Origin of the sequence: Micromonospora sediminimaris (genome assembly GCF_016863575.1) — a bacterium.
GTDB lineage: Bacteria > Actinomycetota > Actinomycetes > Mycobacteriales > Micromonosporaceae > Micromonospora > Micromonospora sediminimaris.
In genome coordinates this window covers 1-17,800 of the sequence record NZ_BOPD01000006.1, presented here as the reverse complement: position 1 = coordinate 17,800, position 17,800 = coordinate 1, and the positions used below count along the sequence as shown (strand labels likewise).

Sequence of the window (17,800 nt, the reverse complement as noted above, 5' to 3'; positions counted from 1 at the left end):
GTCGGGTCCGGACGGCCGTCGAGGTGACGGCGTGACCGGCGGGCGGGCCGTGGTCACCGGCATCGGGGTGGTGGCGCCCAGCGGCGTCGGCGCGGACGCGCACTGGCGTACGGTCCTGGCCGGCTGCCGTCGTACCGGTCCGATCACCCTGTTCGACGCCGCCGGGTATCCGACCCGTCTCGGCGGCGAGGTGGCGGACTTCGACCCGGCCCGGTACGCCGACAACCGCGCTCTGGTGCAGACGGACAGGTGGACGCACCTCGGGTTCGCCGCCACTGCGCTGGCGCTGGCTGACGCCGGCCTGCCGGAGCGGGCCCCCGACCCGTACGGCTGGGCGGTGACCCTGGCCAGCGCCTCCGGCGGCAACCTGTTCGGCCAGCGGGAGCTGCAACGTCTCTGGTCGTCACCGTCGCGCACGGTCGGCGCGTACCAGTCGATCGCCTGGTTCTACGCGGCCAGCGTCGGACAGCTCTCCATCCGGCATCAGGCGAAGGGGCCGTGCGGAGTGCTGGTGGCGGAGTCAGCCGGTGGCCTGGACAGTCTGGCGCACGCGGTGCGGGCCGTGCGGCGCGGCGCCTCGGTGGTGCTCGCCGGGGCGACCGAGTGCCCGCTGAGCCCGTACGCGCTCGCCTGTCAGCTGCGGTCCGGCCTGCTCAGCGAGGTGGCCGATCCGGAACACGCCTACCGGCCGTTCGACGCCACCGCCAGCGGCTACCTGCCCGCCGAGGGAGGCGCGGTGTTCGTGGTGGAGGAACTGGACCACGCCCGAGCGAGGGGGGCGCGCAGCTACGGCGAGGTGACCGGCTGGGGCGCCACCCACGACGCGGCGCACACCACGTCCGACAGCGCCGGTGACCCGCATCAGTACGCCCGCGCGATGCGGCTGGCCCTGGGCCGGGCCGGCGTCGAGCCGGACGAGGTGGACGTGGTGGTCCCCGACGCGCTCGGGGTACCCCGCTACGACCGGGCCGAGGCGAGCGCCCTGCGTGCCGTCTTCGGTGCCCGCACGCCGCCGGTCAGTACCCACAAGGAGTTGACCGGGCGGGCGCATCAGGGCGGGTCGGCGCTGGACGTGGCCACCGCCCTGCTCGCCTTCGCGCACGACACACTGCCCGCCTCGGCCGGTCCGGATGTCGTGGCCGAGGGCTGTGAGCTGGATTTCCTACGGGCCCCCCGCCGCCCGCGTACCCGGGTGGCGCTGGTCTGCGCCCGAGGTTTCGACGGATTCAACAGTGCGCTGGTGTTGCGCGGTGCGCCACCGGCCGGAGAGGAGGGGTGATGACGCGAGCACGGGTGGTGTTCCTGGTCCGGGTGCCTGACGAGCGAACCGAGGATTTCCTGCTGGCCTACGAGGCGGTCCGGCACCTGGTCGCCGACGGGGTGCCGGGCCATCTTGTCGACCAGGTGTGTCGTTCGTCGACCGACCCGGAGCAGTGGCTGATCACCAGCGAGTGGAGCAGCCTGGCCGACTTCGAGGCGTGGGAGCGCAGCCCGGAGCACCGCGAACTGGTCCGGCCGATGCGGGAGTGCTTCACCGACGCCCGGTCCCTGCGTTTCCACATCCACGCGCAGACCCCGGTACCGGCCGGGACGCCCGGGTGAACGATGCACGCTAGGTGTCGAATCACTCACTCAAGGTTGGCACACGGAATCGATCATCCTCGCCGGAGGGCCCGGCGACAATCCGGCCTGATGCCCGTCTCCGGCATCCATTTGCATGAAGCAATGTCCACCGTGCCTGCCGTAGGGTTCCGGAAGTGCTCCGAGCGGGCGACCTGCGGCCGGTTCGCGCCGCAGCGACGCCGATGGTGAGGTGGGGATGTCATGACCGGACCGCTGTTCTCGCCGGGCGAGGCCGATCGGCGACTCCTTGTCGATCCGCCGACCCCTCGCCGAGCTGCCGACCCGCGCCGACAAGCACCCCTCCGCCGACCGGCCGAGCCGCGCCGCGCCCCCGCCGCGGACGTGGCCGGCGGGCCCTCAGTGCGACCCGAGGTCGACCTCGGCCAGGTAGACGCAGCTGCGCCCCTCGTGGGATGAGTAATAGCTGACGTGCAGCCGCTCGTCGTGCCAGACCAGGCCGGGATAGCTGGAGTCGCCGCCGGAGGGCAGCGTCACCAGCTCCCGCAGCCGGCCCCGCGCCACGTCGACGGCGCAGATCGCGGTCCGCACCGCGCCGTCGTGCAGGCGTACGCCAGCCACCAGTGTGCCGTCGGGCAGCCGGCACAGCGCCGGCCCGCCCACGCGTACCCCGAGGTCCGTCCAGGTCCACTCCCGATAGGGCGGGCGGGCGCGACCCAGCTGGGCGGTTGCCGTACCGCCGTCGCGTCGTAGCAGGCAGGTGGCGGTGCCGTCGGGGTCGAAGACCAGCCCGGATTCGTTCGGATAACCGCCGGAGAACAAGGTCCGTACCACCGGTCGCAGATCTAAGCCGTCCTCGCTGCGGTAGAGCCGGACGAACCGTGGCTCCCGGGTGGCGTAGCCGATGCCGTACATCGCGTCGCCGCACCAGGCGGCCTGCCAGACCCAGACGTCCGGCTCGCCGACCGGTCGTGGTTCGTCCCACCGCTTACCGTCGTCGCTGACCGCGGCGACGGTCCGGAACCGCTTCGGCGTGCCGGTCGCGGCGGCGGCGAGCAGCTGCAACCGCCCGTCGGGGCGCCGCACGAAGCGCGGATCGCGCAGGTCGACACCGGCCTGGGCGAGGACCGCCGAGGTCTGCCACGACCGACCGTCCGAGGAGGTCAACACCCGCAGGACACCGTCGTCGGAGAGGTGCGACAGGCCCTCGCGGAAGGCGCAGAACCAGTTCCCCGCGTACCGGACCAGGTCGGTGAAGGCGCTGTGCGGGGCGGTGTCACCGATACGGCGTAACGCGCGCACCTCGATGGTCGCCGGGCTGATGATCACGTGCATCGACGGTACGCGGAGCGGACGACGCCGGTGTGGCGGTCGGACGAACAGTGGACGAACGCGACAGCCCGGCGGTGGTCCACCGGTGGCGCTGCCCGGCGTCGGTGCTCACCGGCTCGCCCGGGTGCGGCGCGCGGCGACGTAGCGTCGGGCCTTCTCGCTGGTCCCGCAGTCGTCCATGCTGCACCAGCGTCGACTTCGGTTCTTGCTCTCGTCGGTGAAGACGAAGCGGCAGCCGCCGCAGCCCTTGATCCGGTCCAGTGGGCCGGTGGTGAGCAGCTGGATCGCCGCGTGCACCACCGGGCGTAGTGGCCGGGCGATGGTGTGGTCGTCCCGCCAGGTCCAGACGAAGCTGTCGGCCCGGTCGAGCTGCGCGTGAGCGAGCGCGTCAGCTTCGTCGTCGCGCAGTTCGGCCAGGGCGGACCTGCTCGGGTTCCGGCCGGTCGCCAGCGCCCGGAACACCTCGTCGAGCCGCTCGCGGGTACGCAGTGACCGCTCGTAGGTGGCCCGCGCGGCGTCCGGGTCGTCGTGGCGGAGACGATGCAACCTGGTCACCTCCGCGTCGGTGAGGGCGCCGGCGTAGCCGGCCCAGGCGACCAGCTCGGGATAGCCGGTGAGCACGTCGCCGTCGGGCGGCCCGACGGGTGGACCGGTGCGGGTGTTGACGAAGTCCAGCGCGAGGTTGCCGCCTACCAGGCGCAGCCTCCGGACACCCTCGAATGTTTCCATCAAAACAGACTTTACCAGTTGACCGCGAGTCGGGCGCTCCCTAGTGTTACCTCCGTAACCGATATAGCAGGTAACAACTGGAGGGCGCATGGGACGCGGGCGGGCGACAGTGGTCCTGATCGGACTGTCGGGCGGCACCTTCCTCTACACCACCGCCGAGGCGCTGCCCATCGGGCTGCTGCTGCCGATGGCGCTGGACCTGGCCGTGTCACCCGCGGACGTGGGCATGCTGGTTACCGCGTACGGCGCGGTGGTGATGGTCGCTTCGGTGCCGTTGACCGCGCTGGTCCGCCGGGTTCCTCGCCGGCCACTGCTGTCGGCGCTGCTGGCCGGCTTCGTCGTCAGCAACGCGGTGACGGTCTTCGCGAGCAGCTTCGCGGTGCTGCTGGCGGCCCGGATGGCGACCGCGGCGACCCACGCGTTGTTCTGGGCGGTGGTGGTGCCGGCCGCCGCGGAACTGTTCCGGCCGGGGCTCAGTGGCCGGGTGGTCGCGGTCGTGTTCGCGGGGGGCAACGTCGCCCTGGCCCTGGGCGTACCCGCGGGCATCTGGCTGGGCGAGCGGGCCGGCTGGCGGGCCTCGTTCCTGGCGGTGGCCGGGCTCGGCGCGGTGGTGTTCGCGGTGGTCGCCGCGCTGCTGCCCTCGACCCGGCCCGACCAGGGGCACGCCACCCGAGGCGCGACGCCCGACGCCCGACGCTTCTGGCTGCTGGTCGCGGTGGCCGTGCTGGCGACCGCCGGGGCGATCGCCGCCTACACCTACGTCGCCCTCTTCGTCACCGAGCACAGCGCCATGGCCGCCACCTCGGTCGGTGCCGTCCTGCTCGTCCGCGGCATCGCCAGCGTGCTCGGCATCCTCGCCGTCGGCGTGCTGGTGGATCGCAGCCCCTGGCTCGCCCTGGTCGCGACGGTCGCCGTACAGTCGCTGGCCCTGATCGGGCTGTACACACTGGGCCACCGGCCCGCCGCGGCCGTCGGCCTGATCGCACTGGCCGGGCTGGCGTTCGCCGCGTTCACCGCTACCCTCGGCGGCCTCGTCCTGCAGGTGGCGCCGGGGCGCTCGGACCTCGCCGCCGCCACCGTGTCGGCCGCCGTCAACGTCGGCATCACCGCTGGTGCCTTCATCGGCGGGCTAACGCTGCCGAGCCACGGCGTGCACCGCACGGTGCTCATCGGCGCCCTGCTCAGCATCGTGGCGCTGGCGTTGGCGCTTACCGTTCCGCTTCGGGTGGTGCCGTCTCCGCCTGGTGCAACGCGGCCAACCGCTTCGGGGCGCGGGCGTACCAGGCTTCGACGATCAGCTCGGTCAGCTCGGCGATGTCGACCCGGTCCAACCGAACCAGCACCGACGGGTAGCCGTCGAAGTGCGGCGTGGTGAAGAAGCGGTCCGGTTCGTCGGCGAGCAACGCCTCCTTGACGCCCAAGTCCGCCACCCGTACCCCGAGGATGGGACCCTCCGGCGCGGCCGGACCGAGGTCCTGGAGTTCCTTGCCGCGTAGCGGGCGTTCCCAGACGAACGGCTTGTCCTTCACCCGCCAGGCGGCCACCCCGTCGTAGGAGGGCCGTTCGCTGGTCTCCGGCAGGCCCAGCGCGATCCGGCGTACGTCGTCCCAACTGGCCACCTCCCGACGGTACGCCAGGTATCGCGCCCGGTGGGCCCCGCCGGGCGCGTCCGACTCCGCCCGGACACCTCGCCGCGCCAGCGCCGATCCTTCGGCGCGACAGTGGCGTGGCGGGCGTCGGGTCGGCGATGGTGGACGTATGGAGATCACGCCCGGTCCGGCCCCGGTCTGCCTGGCCGACTTCGCCACCCTGGCCCGGACGGTGCTGCCGCCGCACGTCTGGGACTACCTGGACGGCGGCAGCGGCGCCGAGGTGACCCTGAGTGCGAACCGCCGCGCGCTGGACCGGGTCGGCGTACTGCCGAGGGTGCTGACCGGGGTGACCACCCCGAGACTGCGGACCCGGTTGCTCGGCCGGGAGTACGCGATGCCGGTGGGGGTGGCGCCGATGGCGTACCAACGGCTGGTGCATCCCGACGGCGAACCGGCGCTGGCCGCCGCAGCCCGTGCCGCCGAGGTGCCGTACCTGGCCAGCATTCTCGGCAGCACCCCGATCGAGCAGGTCACCGCCACCGGCGCCGACGTCTGGTTCCAGCTGTACTGGCTGCGGGACCGGTCGCTGGTGGCCGACCTGCTGGCCCGGGTCCGCGCCGCCGGCTGTCGGGCGCTGGTGGTCACGGTGGACGTGCCGGTGCTCGGCCGACGTCTGCGGGACCTGCGCAACACCTTCCGGCTGCCGCCGGAGCTGGTCCCGGCGAATCTGCCGGGTGGCCGCGACGACCTGGCCCACGGCGGTACGCCGGGCGTCACCCCGCTGTCCACGCCGCACGACTCGCCCTTCGCTCCGGCACTGAGCTGGGCGGATCTGCGGTGGCTGGGGGAGAGGTGCGACCTGCCGCTGGTCGTCAAGGGCATCCTCGACCCGGCCGACGCCGTACGCGCCGTCGAGGCGGGGGCGCAGGCGGTGGTCGTGTCCAACCACGGCGGCCGGCAGCTCGACGGGGTCCCGGCCAGCGCCACCATGCTGCCCGAGGTGGTGACGGCCGTCGGTGACCGGTGCGAGGTGCTGCTGGACAGCGGGATCCGGGGCGGCGTCGACGTGCTGCGCGCGTTGGCGATGGGTGCCTACGGTGTCCTGGTCGGTCGGCCGATGCTCTGGGCGCTGGCGGTCGGTGGGCAACCGGCGGCCAGCACCGCCCTGGCCCTGCTCGCCGACGAGTTGCGGGACGCGTTGGCCCTGGCCGGCTGCGCCGACCCGGTGGCCGCCCGGGCACTGCGCACGGTGCCGGTGGACTGACCGGTACCGGTACGACGACTCATCGCGTTCACCGCTTTGCAACCTGTGACCGCTGCCCTGCCGGCGTCCTCGGTGGACGGTCATAATGGGCGACATGGTTGCCTGGGAGTACGCCCTGCTGGTCCGCCGCTACCAGGGGCAGGGCCGCAATTTTCATGTCTCGTTCGTCTGGTACGGCCCGGACGGGTCCCGCAAGGACATCACGGCGTACGGCGACACCGCCATCGCGCATCTCAACCGCGCCGGGCGGGACGGCTGGGAACTCGTCTCCGCCGCCGAGGACGTGAACAACGTGCAGGGCAGCACCGAGGTCCACCGCTACCACCTCAAACGTCCGATCGCCTGAGGCCGGGATCGCGCCGGGCCGGGACGCCCCGGCCCGGCGCGACCGCCGTCAGCCCAGCTCGACGTCGGGGTAGAGCGGGAAACCGGTGAGCAGCTCGCTGGCCTGGCGGCTGACCTTGTCCGCGAGGGCCGGGTCGAGGACGTACTTCGCCTTGGAGGCGCTGCCGTCCGGGCCGACCCCGGCGCTGGTCTGGCTGAGCACGGTGTGGATCAGCTCGGCGGTGGTGTCCATCTCCGCCGTGCCGAGCCCCCGCGTGGTCAGCGCGGGGGTGCCGATCCGGATGCCGGAGGTGTACCAGGCGCCGTTGGGGTCCTGCGGCACCGCGTTGCGGTTGGTGACGATGCCGGAGTCCAGCAGCGCCTGCTCGGCCTGCCGGCCGGTCAGCCCGTAGCCGGTGACGTCGATCAGCACCAGGTGGTTGTCGGTACCGCCGGTGACCAGCTTGGCACCCCGGCGCAGCAGGCCCTCGGCCAGCGCCTGCGCGTTGTCGACGATCTGGCGGGCGTAGCCGGCGAAGTCGGGGCGGCGGGCCTCGGCCAGGGCGACCGCCTTGGCGGCCATCACGTGCGGCAGCGGGCCGCCGAGCACCATCGGGCAACCCCGGTCGACCTGGTCGGCCAGTTCCGGGCCGCACAGCACCAGGCCACCGCGCGGGCCGCGCAGCGACTTGTGCGTGGTGCTGGTGACGATGTGTGCGTGCGGCACCGGGTCGAAGTCGCCGGTGAAGACCTTGCCGGCGACCAGGCCCGCGAAGTGCGCCATGTCCACCATGAAGGTGGCGCCGACCGAGTCGGCGATCTCCCGCATGATCCGGAAATTGATCTTTCGGGGGTACGCCGAGTAGCCGGCGACCAGCACCAACGGGCGGAACTCCCGGGCCGCCTCGGCGACCCGGTCGTAGTCGACCAGGCCGGTGGCCGGGTCGGTGCCGTAACTGCGCTGGTCGAACATCTTGCCGGAGATGTTCGGCCGGAAACCGTGGGTGAGGTGCCCCCCGGCATCCAGCGACATGCCGAGCATCCGCTGGTCGCCCAGCTCACGTCGCAGCGCGAACCAGTCGGCCTCGGTGAGGTCGTTGACGTGCCGCGCCTGGGCCCGCTGCAACGCCGGCGCCTCGACCCGGTCGGCCAGGATCGCCCAGAACGCCACCAGGTTGGCGTCGATGCCCGAGTGCGGCTGCACGTACGCGTGTGACGCGCCGAACAACTCCCGGGCGTGCTCGGCGGCGAGGGCCTCGACGGTGTCCACGTTCTGGCAGCCGGCGTAGAACCGGCGTCCGATGGTGCCCTCGGCGTACTTGTCGCTGAACCAGTTGCCCATGGCCAGCAACGTCGCCGGGGAGGCGTAGTTCTCGCTCGCGATCAGCTTGAGCGACTCGCGCTGGTCGGCCAGTTCCGCGCCGATCGCGTCAGCGACCCGCGGCTCGACACCACGGATCACCTCAAGAGCGCTGCGGAAGGCTGTGGATTCGGCGTTGCGCGGCATGCGACCTCCAGGTGACGTGCGGAAGGCCCAGGCGCTCGGCATGCGTCCTCGTGACGGGGCCGCTCCCCGATGGTTCTCCATCTCCATGCGCCAGTCACGGCCCGAGGGGGATCCTACCGGGTACGCCCGCACGGCGGGCCGCAGCGCCGCCGGGCGCGGCCGGATCGACGCCCTTGATCGCTTCACTAGGATCGGAGGCATGGCGGAGACGGACGATGGTGGCAGTCTCCTGGCCATCAGTGACTTGCATGTCGGATATCCGGAGAACCGGTCGATCGTCGAGGGGCTGCGTCCCCGGACGCCCAAGGACTGGCTGCTCGTCGCCGGTGACGTGGGCGACACCGTCGCCGACGTGGAGTGGGCGCTGCGGCTGCTGACCGGCCGGTTCGCCCGGGTCGTCTGGTCGCCGGGCAACCACGAGCTCTGGACCCCGCCCGGTGACCCGGTGACGTTGCGGGGCGTGGCGCGCTACGCCCACCTGGTCGAGCTGTGTCGTGAGCTCGGCGTGGTCACGCCCGAGGACCCGTACCCGGTGTGGGAGGGGCCCGGCGGCCCGGTGACGGTGGCCCCGCTGATGCTGCTCTACGACCACAGCTGGCGGCCGGACGGCTTCGACACGCCGGAGGCGGCGCTGGCCGAGGCGTACCGGACCGGAATCGTCTGCACCGACGAGGTGCTGCTGCACCCCGACCCGTACGAGAGCCGGTCGGCGTGGTGCGCGGCGCGGGTGGCCGAGACCGCCCGCCGGCTCGCCGAACGCGATCCGGCGCTGCCGACCGTGCTGATGAACCACTGGCCGCTGGTCCGGGACGTGACACGCGTCCTGCGGTACCCGATCTTCGCCCAGTGGTGCGGCACCGACGCCACCGCCGACTGGCACGTACGCTTCGCCGCCGCCGCGGCGGTCTACGGCCATCTGCACATTCCGCGTACCACCTGGCACGACGGGGTGCGGTTCGAGGAGGTGTCGGTGGGCTACCCCCGGGAGTGGCGGACCCGTCGCGTCCCCCCGGGCCGGCTGCGGCAGATCCTGCCGCCACCGGACGGGGTGCCGCCGACGGCCTGGTGAACCGGCTCGGCCGCCACCACCCGGCGGGCCACCACGGAAACTGCGCCTCAGGCTGATGCGTGTGCCGGGGCCGACCGGGGGTATGCGGCCGGCAACCAACGAGCTGGAGGTGCGTCGTGGCCACCATGGTGCAGCGGCCGGACAGTCCGGTGAAGGACAAGAACTACGACCTGATCCACGCGTTGCAGATGTCGCTGGAGAACATCTGGCATCTGGAGACCTACATCGCCGACGCGGACGCCCGAGGCGACCAGGAACTCGCCACCTGGTTCCGCAAGATCCAGGAGAACAACCGCAAGGCGGGCGAGCAGGGCAAGCAGATGCTGGCCGCGCGGCTGCAACGTGAGAACGGCTGAGCGGCGCGACGACGGCGGTTCCACCCGGTCCGGCCAGCGGCGCGGCTCGGGATGCTGGGACTCGTCGCGGCCCGGCGTCCGGCGGTGGCCCGCCGCGCCGGGCGCCGCGTCGTACCCTCTCAGGTGTGGCGACGGCGGCGGAGGAGATCCAGGTGGGGCGGCGGACGGTCCGCGTCACCAGCCCGGACAAGCCGTACTTCCCCGAGCGGGGGCTGACCAAGCTCGACGTGGTGCGCTACTTCCTCGCCGTCGGCGACGGCATCCTGCGCGCGCTGCGGGACCGGCCGACCATGCTGGAACGGTGGCCCCGCGGCGTGTTCGAGGGGGCGACCATCGCTACCCGGCAGGACAACCGGGGTGACGCCTTCTACCAGAAGCGGGTGCCGGCCGGCGCGCCCGACTGGGTGGGCACCGCCCACATCACCTTTCCCAGCGGACGCACCGCCGACGAGGTCGCGCCGGGGGAACTGGCAGTGGTGATCTGGGCGGTGAACCTGGGCACCCTGCGCTTCCATCCGTGGCCGGTGAGCAAGGCGGACGTGGAGCGCCCCGACCAGCTGCGGATCGACCTGGATCCGCTGCCCGGGGTCGGCTTCGACCAGGTGGTGCCGGTGGCGCAGCAGGTGCGCGCCTTCCTCGACGAGCTGGGCCTGGTCGGCTATCCGAAGACCACCGGCGGGCGGGGCCTGCACGTCTACGTCCCGATCGAGCCGCGGTGGAGCTTCGGCGACTGCCGCCGCGCGGTGCTGGCCCTCGGGCGGGAGATACAGCGTCGCCGGCCGGACCTGGTCACCACCACCTGGTGGCGGGAACAGCGGGACCGGCCGGTCTTCGTCGACTACAACCAGATGGCCCGGGACCACACGATGACCTCGGCGTACTCGATCCGGCCCACGCCGGCCGCGCTGGTGTCCGCGCCGCTGGACTGGGCGGAGCTGGACGACGCCCGGCCGGAGGACTTCGACGTGACCACCATGCCGGGCCGGTTCGCCGATCGGGGCGACCCGCACGCGGGCCTGGACGAGCGCAGCTTCTCCCTGGCACCGTTGCTGGAGTTGGCCGACCGGGAGGGCCTGGAATCCCCGCCCGAGCGCTGAGCGGTCACTCCCACGGGCTGCGCGCCCCGTCGTACTCCTCGAAGACCAGCCAGCTGCGGGTGGCGAGCACCCCGGCGATGCGCTGCACCCGGTCCAGCACCACGTCCCGCAGGGTGGCGTTGTCGGGCGCCCGGACCAGGGCCAGCACGTCGTGCTCACCGCTGAGCAGCGCCACGTGTTCGACGTAGCGCACCCGGGCCAGCTCCGCCGACACCTCCCGCCAGGTGTTCTGCCTGATCGTCAGCGCGATGTACGCCGAGGTGCCCAGGCCGGCCGCCTCCGGGGCGACCCGCGCGGCGAAACCGGTGATCACCCCGTCCCGCAGCAGCCGCTCCACCCGGGCGTACGCGTTGGTCCGCGAGACGTGCACCCGTTCGGCGAGCGTCCGGATGGAGAGCCGACCATCCCGGGTCAGCTCGTCGAGGATGCGCCGGTCCACCTCGTCGAGGGGGACGGCCGAACGTCCCGTTCCGCCCCGCCGGTCCGCCTCCTCGGCGGCCTCCTGGCTCATCGTGGTCTCCTCCGGGTGCCATTCATCCCGCGTTCACCGGGCATCTTGAGTCAATCATCCGACAGCAGGAGCATAGGGCCACCACACGTCCAGGAGGTTCCGCCGTGACCACCACCCCTCAGGCGGCCCGCAGGGCATCCCCGCGCAAGCGGCGGCCGGCCACCCCGGCCGCGCCCGACCCCGCCGCCGGCCTGCTGCCCCAGACCGAACCGGTCCGGCTGCTCAACCCGGACGGCACCCTGCTGCCGGCCCGCGCGGACTATCCCGAACCGCCGGTCGAGGCGCTGCGCGAGATGTACCGGCGGATGGTCGTCGGCCGGCGCTTCGACGCGCAGGCCACCGCGCTTACCAAGCAGGGCCGGCTTGCCGTCTACCCGTCCTCCCGGGGCCAGGAGGCCTGCCAGGTCGGCGGCGTGCTGGCGCTGCGCGACGACGACTGGGTCTTCCCGACCTACCGGGAGTCGATGGCGCTGACCGCCCGCGGCATCGACCCGGTCGAGGTGCTGACGCTGCTGCGCGGCGACTGGCACTGCGGGTACGACCCGGCACAGCGGCGCACCGCACCGCAGTGCACGCCGCTGGCCACCCAGTGCGTGCACGCCGCCGGCCTGGCCTACGGGGAGTCCTACCAGGGGCGCGACACGGTGGCCCTGGTCTACATCGGCGACGGTGCCACGAGCGAAGGCGACTTCCACGAGGGAGTCAACTTCGCCGCCGTGTTCAAGGCCCCGGTCGTGTACTTCGTGCAGAACAACAGGTACGCCATCAGCGTCCCGCTGTCCCGGCAGACCGCCGCCCCGACGCTGGCGCACAAGGGTGTCGGGTACGGCGTCCCCAGCGAGCAGGTCGACGGCAACGACCCGGTGGCCGTGCTCGCCGTGCTCACCCGTGCGGTCGCGCACGCCCGCGCCGGCAAGGGACCGTTCCTGGTCGAGGCGCACACCTACCGGATGGAGCCGCACACCAACGCCGACGACGCCTCGCGCTACCGCGACGCCGACGAGGTCGAGGCGTGGCGTGACCGCGACCCGCTGGTCCGGCTGGAGACGTACCTGCGCGGCCGGGACGTGCTCGACGACGCGGCCGTCGCCGAGATCGCCGAGCAGGCCGAGAGATACGCCGCCGACCTGCGGGAACGGATGAACACCCAACCCACGGTCGACCCGCTCAGCCTCTTCGACCACGTCTACGCCGAACCCACCGCGCAACTGGTGGAGCAGCGTGAGCAGGTGCGCGCCGAACTGGCCGCGGCAGCGGAGGAGGACGCCTGATGGCCACCATGACCATGGCGAAGGCGCTCAACGCCGCGCTCGCCGACGCGATGCTCGACGACGAGCGGGTGCTCGTCTTCGGTGAGGACGTCGGCCAACTCGGCGGGGTCTTCCGGATCACCGACGGACTCCAGGCCCGCTTCGGCGACAAACGCTGCTTCGACACCCCCCTCGCCGAGGCCGGCATCGTCGGGTTCGCCGTCGGGCTGGCCATGTCCGGGCTGCGGCCGGTGGTCGAGATGCAGTTCGACGCGTTCGCGTACCCGGCGTTCGAACAGATCGCCTCGCACGTGGCGAAGCTGCGCAACCGCACCCGGGGCGCGTTGAGCGTGCCCATGGTGATCCGGGTGCCCTACGCCGGTGGGATCGGCGGCGTGGAACACCACTGCGACTCCTCGGAGGCGTACTACGCACACACCCCGGGCCTGAAGGTGGTCACCCCGGCGACCGTCGACGACGCGTACTCGCTGCTGCGGGAGGCGATCGACGACCCCGACCCGGTGGTGTTCATGGAGCCGAAGAAGCTCTACTTCGCCGGTGCCGAGACCGAGCTGCCGACCCGCACCGAGCCGTTCGGCCGGGCGGTCGTGCGCCGGGCCGGACGCGACGCCACCCTGGTCGCGTACGGGCCGGCGGTTCCGGTCGCGCTGGAGGCCGCCGAGGCCGCCCGGGACGAGGGATGGGACCTGGAGGTGGTCGACGTGCGCACCATCGTGCCGTTCGACGACGCCACGATCGCCGCCTCGGTGCGGCGCACCGGACGGTGCGTGGTGGTGCAGGAGGCGCAGGGCTTCGCAGGGGTGGGCGCGGAGATCGCCGCCCGGGTGCAGGAGCGCTGCTTCCACGCCCTGCACGCCCCGGTGCTGCGGGTCTCCGGGCTGGACATCCCGTACCCGGCGCCGATGCTCGAACACACCCACCTGCCGTCGGTCGACCGGGTCCTGGACGCGGTGGCCCGGTTGCAGTGGGACGACCAGCCCGACCGGCGCTGGCTGACCGAGAGCGGTGCGGCGTGACCGAGAAGGTTTTCCTCCTACCCGACCTCGGAGAGGGTCTCGCCGAGGCGGAGATCGTGCAGTGGCGGGTCGCGGTGGGCGACACGGTCACCGTGGACCAGACGGTGGTGGAGGTCGAAACCGCGAAGGCGGTCGTCGACGTGCCCTGCCCGTACGCCGGCCGGGTCGTCGCCCTGCACGGCGCCGAGGGTGAGGTACGCCCGGTGGGCCAGCCCCTGATCACCGTCGCGGAACCGGTCACCGGTCGCGTCGACGGCGGTGATCCGCCCGGGCACGCGGTCTACCGCGAGGAGGAGCGGGCCGGATCCGGCAACGTCCTGATCGGGTACGGCACCGGGCACGGCAGTTCCCGCCGTCGTAGGCGGCCTCGGCTCGCCGCGGCCACGGACGCGTCGGGCGCGAGCGACGCCGCGACGGCATCGGGTGCGGCAGTGGCTCCGTCCGCCGCCGGCCGGCAGGTGGCGGTGGCCGACCGGGAGCCCGGCCCGCCCGGACCGGCCCAGCCACTGGTCATCTCGCCGATCGTGCGGCGGTTGGCGCGGGAGCGTGGGGTGGACCTGACGACGGTGCGCGGCAGCGGCCCCGGCGGTGTGGTCCGCCGGGCCGACGTGGAGGCGGCGGCCCGCGACGTCACCGGGGCGCCGGCCGACGGGACCGCCCGGCTCACCGCTGTTCCCAACCGGCCGGCGACGACGGGACGACAACCGGCACCGGGAGACCCGCGCCCGGTCGGTGCCCAGGATCTGGTCATCCCGTTGACCGGAATCCGCCGCACCATCGCGGACAAGCTGTCCCGCAGCCGGCGGGAGATCCCCGAGGTGACCATCTGGGTGGACGCCGACGCCACCGGCCTGCTGGAGACCCGGGCCGCGATCAACGCCGCTCGCCCGGACCGTCCGGTGAGCATCCTGGCCCTGTTCGCGCGGATCTGTCTGTCCGGGCTGCGCCGCTACCCGCAGCTAAACGCGCGGGTCGACACCGAGGGCCAGCGGATCGTCCAGTCGGCCGGGGTGCACCTGGGCATCGCCGCCCAGACCGACCGGGGGCTCGTGGTGCCGGTGCTGCGGGACGCCGAGCGGCTCACCACCACCGAACTGGCTGCCGAACTCGCGGCCACCACCGCCGCGGCCCGGGCGGGCGAGCTGCCACCGGCCCGGCTGACCGGGGGGACCTTCACGCTCAACAACTACGGTGTGTTCGGCGTCGACGGCTCGACCCCGATCATCAATCACCCGGAGGCCGCGTTGCTCGGCATCGGCCGCATCGTGGACAAGCCGTGGGTCGTCGACGGCCAGCTCGCGGTCCGGAAGGTGACGCAGCTGAGCCTCACCTTCGACCACCGGGTCTGCGACGGCGGCGTGGCCGGCGGGTTCCTCCGGCATGTGGCGGACTGTGTCGAGCAGCCCGCGCTGCTGATTGCCACGGTCTGACGGAACCGGGTCGACCGGAAGGGTTCGCCGTTCCGCCCGCCGCCGGGACGGCGAACCCGTGATCGACGTCCGCCGGGTGCGGACCCCACGGACCGGATCAGTGGTACGCCGCCGGACAGAACGCGACAGTCGACCGAGTATCGCCCGTACCGTCGTCGCTGGCATTTTCCGTTCGCCTGGGTGCGATTACGGAAACGGTTCTCCATGTAATGTCCCCGCTCTTGGTCGAAACCGCAAAAACGTCGGTGCCGAGCTAGGGAGAATGTGGCGGAGGAAGCGGCTATAACGGGGGGACGCATCATGATGTTGAGGCGGCGACTGACGCTGTTGGCGGTGAGTGTCGCAGCGGCACCGCTGGCGCTGGGCGCGTGCACCGGCGATCGCAGGGCCGGGCAGCCCGCCGAGGCGCGAGCCAACCCGGAACTGTCCGTGACGCCGGCCGAGGGGACGCGGGACGTGCCGGTCACCGGGGAGATCGGCACCATGGTTAAGCACGGGCAGGTCACCGCCGTGCGAATCACCGACGACAAGGGCGCGACGGTCGCGGCCGAGCCGCGTGAGGACGGCTCCGGGTGGGTGCCGAGCCGGACCCTGGAACCGAAGCGGACGTACACCGCGGAGGTCACCGCGACCGGCCACTCCGGGAAGACTGTCACCCGCAGGACGACCTTCACGACGCAGCCCAAATCATCCAAACCAGCCATTGTCAGCACGTTGTATTTCGCCGATGATCGGACGTACGGAACGGCCATGCCGGTAACCGTCGCCTTCGACCCGCCAATTCCCAAAGAGGCGCGGGCGGATGTGCAACGCCGATTGTTCGTGAAAACGGATCCGCCGCAGCCGGGCACCTGGTCCTGGGTGTCCGACGGCAGCCAGGTCTATTACCGGGCGCCCGATTTCTGGCGGCCCGGTACGTCGATCAAGGTCCGCGCCGCGCTGGAGGGCCTGCCGATCGGCAAGGAGCACGTCGGCGACGCCGACCGGCGGGCCACCTCGAAGATCGGTCGGCAGGTCGAGTTGGAGATCGACAACGCGAGCAAGCAGATGTCGGTGATCCGGGACGGCAAGTTGCTGCGCAAGCTGCCGGTAAGTCTCGGCAAGCCGAGCACGCCCACCTCCAGCGGCAAGATGGTGATCATGGAGAAGCACGAGTTCACCACGTTCGACACGCGGGGCTCGGCCGATCCGTACGTGGTCGACGTCGAGGATGCGCAGCGACTCACCTGGGGCGGTGAGTTCCTCCACGGCGCGCCCTGGTCGGAGGGGGATCAGGGATACACCAACGTGTCCCACGGATGCACCAACCTGTCGGCGGCCAACGCGGACTGGCTGATGGGCATCACCCAGGTCGGTGACCTGGTCACCGTCAAGGGCACCGAGGTCGAGCTCGACGAGGGCAACGGCTGGACGGCGTGGAACGTCAGCTGGGAGCAGTTCGCCAAGGGCAGCGCGCTGCCGGTGCCGGCCGGCCTGCGGCCCTCGCCGACCCAGGCCCCGGACCCGGGAGCGGTCGCCGGAGGCTCGCCCGAACCGCAGCCGTCGGCGAGCGGCGGCTGACCAAGACGTACGCGCCGGGCCACCCGCCCTCGGGTCGGCCCGGCGCCTCGTGGCGGTCTCCGGAAGGTGGTCACCCTGAGGGCCGGGGATCGTCCCTAGGGTGGACCCGGCCGGCCTGCGGGTCATGCCCTGGGCTTACCCGGAACCGCCTTCCAGCAGGGTGGAAGTGTCGGTGGTGAGGGATAGGTTCGTCGTATGCCAGAGCGCGAGGAACGGTTCCACGTCGAGACCGTCGTGTCCGACGACGCGGTGTGCGTTCGCGTGGTCGGTGTGATCGACATCGCCACGGTCGCGGCGTTCCGCGCCGCGCTCTGGGCGGCCCCCACCCGCACCGAGTTGCGGGTGGATCTCTCCGGGGTCCGGCTGCTCTCCGCTGCCGGGGTCCGGACACTTGTCGCGGCTCGGCTCTGGGTGCGGTCGCAGGGCGGCAATCTGGTGCTGGTCGACCCGCCGCCCCTGGTGGAGCGGGTGCTGCGGGCAACCGGCCTCGGGCGGGTCATCCCGGTCGTCGGCACGACGCCGCAGCGGGTGCTCGCCGCGGCGTGACCGGCCGGCGTGCCACCGTCAGGTGGCGTACCGGGTGCGGGGTGCCGACGACGCGTCCGGCGCCGGGCACGGGGCCGGCGCCGGACGCGTGCGGTCAGCGGACGCCGAGCAGGTCGACCACGAAGACCAGGGTCTCGTTGGGCTTGATGACGCCACCGGCGCCTCGGCTGCCGTACCCGAGGTGCGGCGGGATGGTCAGCCGGCGTCGGCCGCCGACGCGCATCCCCACCACGCCCTGGTCCCAGCCGGCGATGACCCGTCCACCGCCGAGCGGGAAGTCGAACGGCTCGCCCCGGTCCCAGGAGGCGTCGAACTCCGCGCCGGTGGAATGGGACACCCCGACGTAGTGCACCCGGGCCTCCTGCCCGGGCTGGGCCTCCGGGCCCTCGCCCACGGTGATGTCCTCGATCACGAGGTCGGCCGGCGGGGCGCCCTCGATCGGGCCGATCTCGGGCTTGCTCGCTGCCTGGTTCATGCGGATTCTCCTGGTGCGTCGGTTCCGTCTCAGCACAATCCTGCCGGATGCTACGGCCCGGCGCGCCCCGTGGACCGATGTGGGCCACCGGTGGCCGAGCGCGGCGGATGCGGTGCGGCGGGCGTCACCGGTAGGTGACG

18 protein-coding genes, 1 pseudogene and 1 riboswitch are annotated in these 17,800 nt (G+C 72.5%); of the genes and pseudogenes, 13 read left to right on the top strand and 6 right to left on the bottom strand.

All coding sequences use genetic code 11. From position 1 onward, the window contains the following. The first annotated feature begins 31 nt into the window (after positions 1-31). Together Vse01_RS03015 and Vse01_RS03010 are read left to right on the top strand one after the other, a co-directional pair. Positions 32-1,279, top strand: a complete 1,248-nt coding sequence (locus Vse01_RS03015; protein ID WP_093402663.1) for a beta-ketoacyl synthase N-terminal-like domain-containing protein — start codon at positions 32-34, stop codon at positions 1,277-1,279. Then, on the top strand, positions 1,279-1,602 hold the full coding sequence (locus Vse01_RS03010) for an antibiotic biosynthesis monooxygenase family protein (RefSeq protein ID WP_093402664.1): 324 nt from the start codon (positions 1,279-1,281) through the stop codon (positions 1,600-1,602). Before Vse01_RS03015 ends, Vse01_RS03010 begins: the two co-directional genes overlap by 1 nt. A gap of 378 nt (positions 1,603-1,980) precedes the next feature. Here the strand turns inward: Vse01_RS03010 and Vse01_RS03005 are convergent, their stop codons facing one another. Next, the gene (locus tag Vse01_RS03005) at positions 1,981-2,916 is read right to left on the bottom strand and encodes a hypothetical protein (RefSeq protein ID WP_093402665.1); all 936 of its coding nucleotides are present in this window, start codon (positions 2,914-2,916) and stop codon (positions 1,981-1,983) included. A 105-nt stretch (positions 2,917-3,021) separates the two neighbouring features. After that, positions 3,022-3,642, bottom strand: a complete 621-nt coding sequence (locus tag Vse01_RS03000) for a CGNR zinc finger domain-containing protein (protein ID WP_170863356.1) — start codon at positions 3,640-3,642, stop codon at positions 3,022-3,024. Between the two features lie 88 nt (positions 3,643-3,730). On the opposite strand from Vse01_RS03000, the pseudogene Vse01_RS29215 reads away from it, so the two are divergent. After that, positions 3,731-4,843 (top strand): annotated as a pseudogene (locus Vse01_RS29215) (MFS transporter); the annotation flags it as partial. A 7-nt stretch (positions 4,844-4,850) separates the two neighbouring features. On the opposite strand, the gene Vse01_RS02995 reads toward Vse01_RS29215, so the two are convergent. Beyond that, positions 4,851-5,261: an MmcQ/YjbR family DNA-binding protein gene (locus Vse01_RS02995; RefSeq protein ID WP_093402668.1), complete on the bottom strand. Its 411-nt coding sequence runs from the start codon at positions 5,259-5,261 to the stop codon at positions 4,851-4,853. Positions 5,262-5,400: 139 nt separating this feature from the next. Between Vse01_RS02995 and Vse01_RS02990 the strand changes: the two genes are divergently transcribed. Both Vse01_RS02990 and Vse01_RS02985 read left to right on the top strand, forming a co-directional pair. Then, positions 5,401-6,498 (top strand): alpha-hydroxy acid oxidase, encoded by a 1,098-nt coding sequence (locus tag Vse01_RS02990; RefSeq protein ID WP_093402669.1) that lies wholly within the window; start codon positions 5,401-5,403, stop codon positions 6,496-6,498. 85 nt (positions 6,499-6,583) lie between these two features. After that, positions 6,584-6,844, top strand: a complete 261-nt coding sequence (locus Vse01_RS02985; RefSeq protein ID WP_093402670.1) for a hypothetical protein — start codon at positions 6,584-6,586, stop codon at positions 6,842-6,844. A 48-nt stretch (positions 6,845-6,892) separates the two neighbouring features. Here the strand turns inward: Vse01_RS02985 and Vse01_RS02980 are convergent, their stop codons facing one another. Next, positions 6,893-8,329, bottom strand: a complete 1,437-nt coding sequence (locus Vse01_RS02980; RefSeq protein WP_093402671.1) for a glycine hydroxymethyltransferase — start codon at positions 8,327-8,329, stop codon at positions 6,893-6,895. Positions 8,330-8,347: 18 nt separating this feature from the next. After that, positions 8,348-8,437, bottom strand: a riboswitch (ZMP/ZTP riboswitch). A 91-nt stretch (positions 8,438-8,528) separates the two neighbouring features. On the opposite strand from Vse01_RS02980, the gene Vse01_RS02975 reads away from it, so the two are divergent. The 3 genes from Vse01_RS02975 (at position 8,529) to Vse01_RS02965 (ending at position 10,851) form a co-directional block, all read left to right on the top strand. After that, complete coding sequence (locus Vse01_RS02975; RefSeq protein ID WP_093402672.1) at positions 8,529-9,398, top strand: metallophosphoesterase family protein; 870 nt, start codon at positions 8,529-8,531, stop codon at positions 9,396-9,398. A 125-nt stretch (positions 9,399-9,523) separates the two neighbouring features. After that, positions 9,524-9,754: a hypothetical protein gene (locus tag Vse01_RS02970; RefSeq protein ID WP_093402821.1), complete on the top strand. Its 231-nt coding sequence runs from the start codon at positions 9,524-9,526 to the stop codon at positions 9,752-9,754. A 125-nt stretch (positions 9,755-9,879) separates the two neighbouring features. After that, on the top strand, positions 9,880-10,851 hold the full coding sequence (locus Vse01_RS02965; RefSeq protein ID WP_093402673.1) for a DNA polymerase domain-containing protein: 972 nt from the start codon (positions 9,880-9,882) through the stop codon (positions 10,849-10,851). A gap of 4 nt (positions 10,852-10,855) precedes the next feature. On the opposite strand, the gene Vse01_RS02960 is transcribed toward Vse01_RS02965, so the two are convergent. After that, positions 10,856-11,362 (bottom strand): Lrp/AsnC family transcriptional regulator, encoded by a 507-nt coding sequence (locus Vse01_RS02960; protein WP_093402674.1) that lies wholly within the window; start codon positions 11,360-11,362, stop codon positions 10,856-10,858. A 104-nt stretch (positions 11,363-11,466) separates the two neighbouring features. On the opposite strand from Vse01_RS02960, the gene pdhA reads away from it, so the two are divergent. The 5 genes from pdhA to Vse01_RS02935 all read left to right on the top strand — a co-directional run bounded on the left by pdhA (position 11,467) and on the right by Vse01_RS02935 (position 17,185). Beyond that, positions 11,467-12,633 (top strand): pyruvate dehydrogenase (acetyl-transferring) E1 component subunit alpha, encoded by a 1,167-nt coding sequence (gene pdhA, locus Vse01_RS02955; RefSeq protein WP_093402675.1) that lies wholly within the window; start codon positions 11,467-11,469, stop codon positions 12,631-12,633. After that, positions 12,633-13,649 carry an alpha-ketoacid dehydrogenase subunit beta gene (locus Vse01_RS02950; protein ID WP_093402676.1) on the top strand — a complete coding sequence of 339 codons (1,017 nt, stop codon included), beginning with the start codon at positions 12,633-12,635 and terminating at the stop codon, positions 13,647-13,649. The genes pdhA and Vse01_RS02950 overlap by 1 nt, the downstream gene beginning before the upstream one ends. Next, the gene (locus tag Vse01_RS02945) at positions 13,646-15,079 is read left to right on the top strand and encodes a dihydrolipoamide acetyltransferase family protein (protein WP_232511134.1); all 1,434 of its coding nucleotides are present in this window, start codon (positions 13,646-13,648) and stop codon (positions 15,077-15,079) included. Before Vse01_RS02950 ends, Vse01_RS02945 begins: the two co-directional genes overlap by 4 nt. A gap of 300 nt (positions 15,080-15,379) precedes the next feature. After that, entirely contained in the window at positions 15,380-16,639 is a 1,260-nt protein-coding gene (locus Vse01_RS02940) for a L,D-transpeptidase (RefSeq protein WP_093402677.1), read from the top strand. A gap of 195 nt (positions 16,640-16,834) precedes the next feature. Continuing rightward, on the top strand, positions 16,835-17,185 hold the full coding sequence (locus tag Vse01_RS02935; protein ID WP_093402678.1) for an anti-sigma factor antagonist: 351 nt from the start codon (positions 16,835-16,837) through the stop codon (positions 17,183-17,185). Between the two features lie 94 nt (positions 17,186-17,279). On the opposite strand, the gene Vse01_RS02930 is transcribed toward Vse01_RS02935, so the two are convergent. After that, the gene (locus Vse01_RS02930) at positions 17,280-17,660 is read right to left on the bottom strand and encodes an FKBP-type peptidyl-prolyl cis-trans isomerase (protein WP_093402679.1); all 381 of its coding nucleotides are present in this window, start codon (positions 17,658-17,660) and stop codon (positions 17,280-17,282) included. Positions 17,661-17,800 lie beyond the last annotated feature (140 nt).